This window comes from Chrysiogenia bacterium (assembly GCA_020434085.1).
Lineage (GTDB): Bacteria > JAGRBM01 > JAGRBM01 > JAGRBM01 > JAGRBM01 > JAGRBM01.
In genome coordinates this window covers 1-3,002 of the sequence record JAGRBM010000050.1, presented here as the reverse complement: position 1 = coordinate 3,002, position 3,002 = coordinate 1, and the positions used below count along the sequence as shown (strand labels likewise).

The window sequence follows — 3,002 nt, the reverse complement described above, 5'->3', positions numbered from 1 at the left end:
TTCTCGTCGCGCTCGCCGGTGATGAGGTGCACGGGCATGGCGAGTTCACCAAGTCGCGAACCGTAGTCGGGCTGGCGGCCGGGGCTGAGCGCGGCGATTGCCCAGGCGAGGCCCTCCGGACGGGAGCGCTCGCGAAGGGCGCGCATCTTTGCCCGCCGCATGGGGGGCAGAAGCTGCTGCGACTTGAAGAGGGGCAGCGCCTGCCAGTCGTCGAGGAAATCGCTGACGCCGCGCTCGATCAGATCCCGGGCACGCGCATCGTCGAGCGTGGCGCGCATCGTGCGCTCTGCAGGATTCGCGATCCCCGGGGAGGTGCCCTCCAGCACAAGAGCACGCCATCGTCCCGGATGCGCCAGCGCCCAGCCCAGCGCAAGGCGCCCGCCCATGGAGTAGCCCAGCAGCGATGCGTCGGAGATTTTGTGGAGCTGCGCCCATTCTTCGAGCAGCGCAATGGTCCCGCCGAAACCCTCGGGCCGCGCGCTCGTCTGGCCGTGGCCGGGAAGGTCCGGCGCATAGAGGTGCACGTTCAAGCGCCCGGCAAGCTCAGCCCAGTTCTCACCGGTTCCGAGGAAGCCGTGCAAGGCCACGACCACGGGTTGTCCCGGCCTGCCGAACTCTCGCACATGGAGGCTCATCCCGCTGCCCTCCGCGTCGCCGCCTCATGGAGCCGCGCGTCCACGCGTGCCCAGTAGTCCTTGTGAATCTGCTTGCTGCGGGCTGCATCGACCGGAATCTCCAGAAGGCGCGGGCCCATCGCAGCCTCGCCGATCCAGTCACAAAGTTCCCCGAGCGACTGCGTGCTTGCGCATTCGAACCCCAGCGCCGCGGCCGCGCCGGTGATGGAGCGCCCGTGCGGGGTGCGGAAATAGGGCTCGAATACCTCGCCGCTCTGCGAGATCGGCAGATAGCCGAAGATTCCCCCGCCATCGTTGTTGATTGCAATGATCTGAAGCGGGATCTTCTGCGCCGCGGAGAAAGCCAGCGCGTTGAGGTCGTGCAGCAGTGCCAGGTCGCCCGTCAACAGATACGTGGGCTGGCCGGTCGCCGCGTATACCCCCAACGCCGACGATACGATCCCGTCGATTCCGTTGGCGCCCCGATTGACGAAGATGCTGAGCGCCTCGCTTCGCACCCCGCCAAACCAGTCGATTTCGCGGATCGGCATCGAGTTGGAAAGAAACAGATTGGCGCCGGCCGGCAGCGCCCCGATCAGGCGCCGCGCGAGCGCGATTTCTGCGCCGCTCTCCAGAGAATTCAGCAGACCAGCCTCGTTGGCGGCGACGTGCTCTGCCGACTCCAGTGCGTTCATCCAGTTTGCGTCCGTGTAAAGCTCGCCCAGCTTCCAAGTCGCAACCGCCAGCGTTGCGGCAGGGTCACCATCAAGCACGAGCGTCGCCGCCGCATCCGGGTCGGCCCAGCGCCCGGCCTGCGCGAAGCAGATGCGCGTCGCGTCGGCACGCGCCAGATACCGGGCAAGCGCCTTCGATGTGGGCTGCGCGCCCAGCTCGATCACCAGGTCGGGCGTTTCGAGTTCCGGCAACGCGCGAAGCCATGCATCGAAATACGCAAAGACACACGCGCCGCAATCCTCGCCAAAACGCAATCCCGAGGCAGCGTCGGCCAGCACCGGCATTCCGGCGGCAACCGCAAATTCGAGCACGGCGGTGCGCTCCGCAAGGGATAACGGTCCAGCCACGATGCAGGGCCGCTTCGCCCGCGAGAGAGCCTCAACCAGGTGCCGCGCGCTCTCCTTGGAGGCACGTGCGGGCTCCGCTACGAGTTCAATGGACTTGCGCTCGGCAAATGTCGGCAGTTCGTCCGGCACGAGCGGCTCATCGAAGGGGCAGTTAAGGTGCACCGGGCCGGTACTCTCACCGCAGGCATACGTCCACGCCCGCGCGGCAATGGCGCGGGCCTTCGATCCAGGCTCATCGAGCGCCCCCGGAAGCGGGCACTGCAGGAACCAGCGTGCATTGCGCCCGTAGAGACCGAGTTGATCGATTGTCTGCGGAGCGCCGCACTCGTGCAGCGAGGCCGGCCGGTCGGCGGTCAGCACAATGAGCGGCGCGCCCGACTGGGAGGCTTCGATCACGGCAGGCAGGTAGTTGGCCGCTGCCGTGCCGGAGGTGCAGATGAGGACGGCGGGCTTCCCGCTTGCCTTGGAAATCCCCTGCGCAAAGAAGGCCGCGCCGCGCTCGTCGAGATTCACGAAAGTACGCGCCCCGGGGCAGCGCGCTGCCGCAAGCGTGAGCGGCGTGCTGCGCGACCCCGGAGAGAGCACGAAATGCCCGGCGCCAAGGCTCACCAACTGCGCGATGAGCGCGTCGGCAAAGGCGAGGTTTTTCTCAGCGGCGTCCATGCGCGGCGAGCACCTCCCCCATGGCCTTCATTTTCCAGCCGGTTTCCTGCCATTCCTCTTCGGGATCGGATGCGGCTACCAGACCGCAACCCGCCAGCAGGTGGGCGCGGGTCTTTGTGAGCAACGCGCCGCGCAGTGCGACAAAGAATTCACCTTCTCCGGCGGCGTCGCACCACCCGATCGGACCGGCGTACCAGCCGCGTCCCTCGGGCTCGAGCACCTCGATTGCCTCGCGCGCCTTCTCTCGCGGGAGCCCTCCCACCGCGGGAGTGGGATGGAGCGCCGCGACGAGATCCAGGATGTGGCGCTCGCGCGAGAGGCGCCCGGAAATGTTGCTCTGCAGATGGCAGACATTGCCGAGTCTGAGCACCCGTGGTTCATCCGGAACGCGCACGTGGGTGCAAAGCCCCTGCAACGTCTCAATGATTTCGCGCACCACGAGGTGCTGCTCGTGCCGGTTCTTCGCGCTTGCCAGCAGGCGCGCGCCCTGCGCGGCATCCCCCGCGGGGACCGTGCCGGCCAGCGCCATGGTGGAAACCCGGCGGCCGCTCACGCGGACGAGCTGCTCGGGCGTTGCGCCGATGAAGCTCTGCCCACCCGGCAGCCCGACCCAATAGACAGTGCAGCGGGGATGGCGCGCGCG

General features: G+C 67.7%; 3 protein-coding genes. All 3 read right to left on the bottom strand.

What is annotated here, in order from left to right:
- Window positions 1-635, bottom strand: a 635-nt coding sequence (locus tag KDH09_01590) for an alpha/beta fold hydrolase (protein MCB0218362.1), incomplete at its 3' end; no start/stop codon positions are given.
- The gene (menD, locus tag KDH09_01585) at window positions 632-2,359 is read right to left on the bottom strand and encodes a 2-succinyl-5-enolpyruvyl-6-hydroxy-3-cyclohexene-1-carboxylic-acid synthase (GenBank protein ID MCB0218361.1); all 1,728 of its coding nucleotides are present in this window, start codon (window positions 2,357-2,359) and stop codon (window positions 632-634) included. The genes menD and KDH09_01590, both read right to left, overlap by 4 nt.
- Window positions 2,346-3,002 (bottom strand): isochorismate synthase (locus tag KDH09_01580; protein MCB0218360.1); only part of this gene is annotated, 657 nt, incomplete at its 5' end. The genes menD and KDH09_01580, both read right to left, overlap by 14 nt.

Excerpts from the sequence above, each read along its gene's own strand:
- menD (MCB0218361.1), bottom strand. The coding sequence starts at position 2,359 with ATGGACGCCGCTGAGAAAAACCTCGCCTTTGCCGACGCGCTCATCGCG.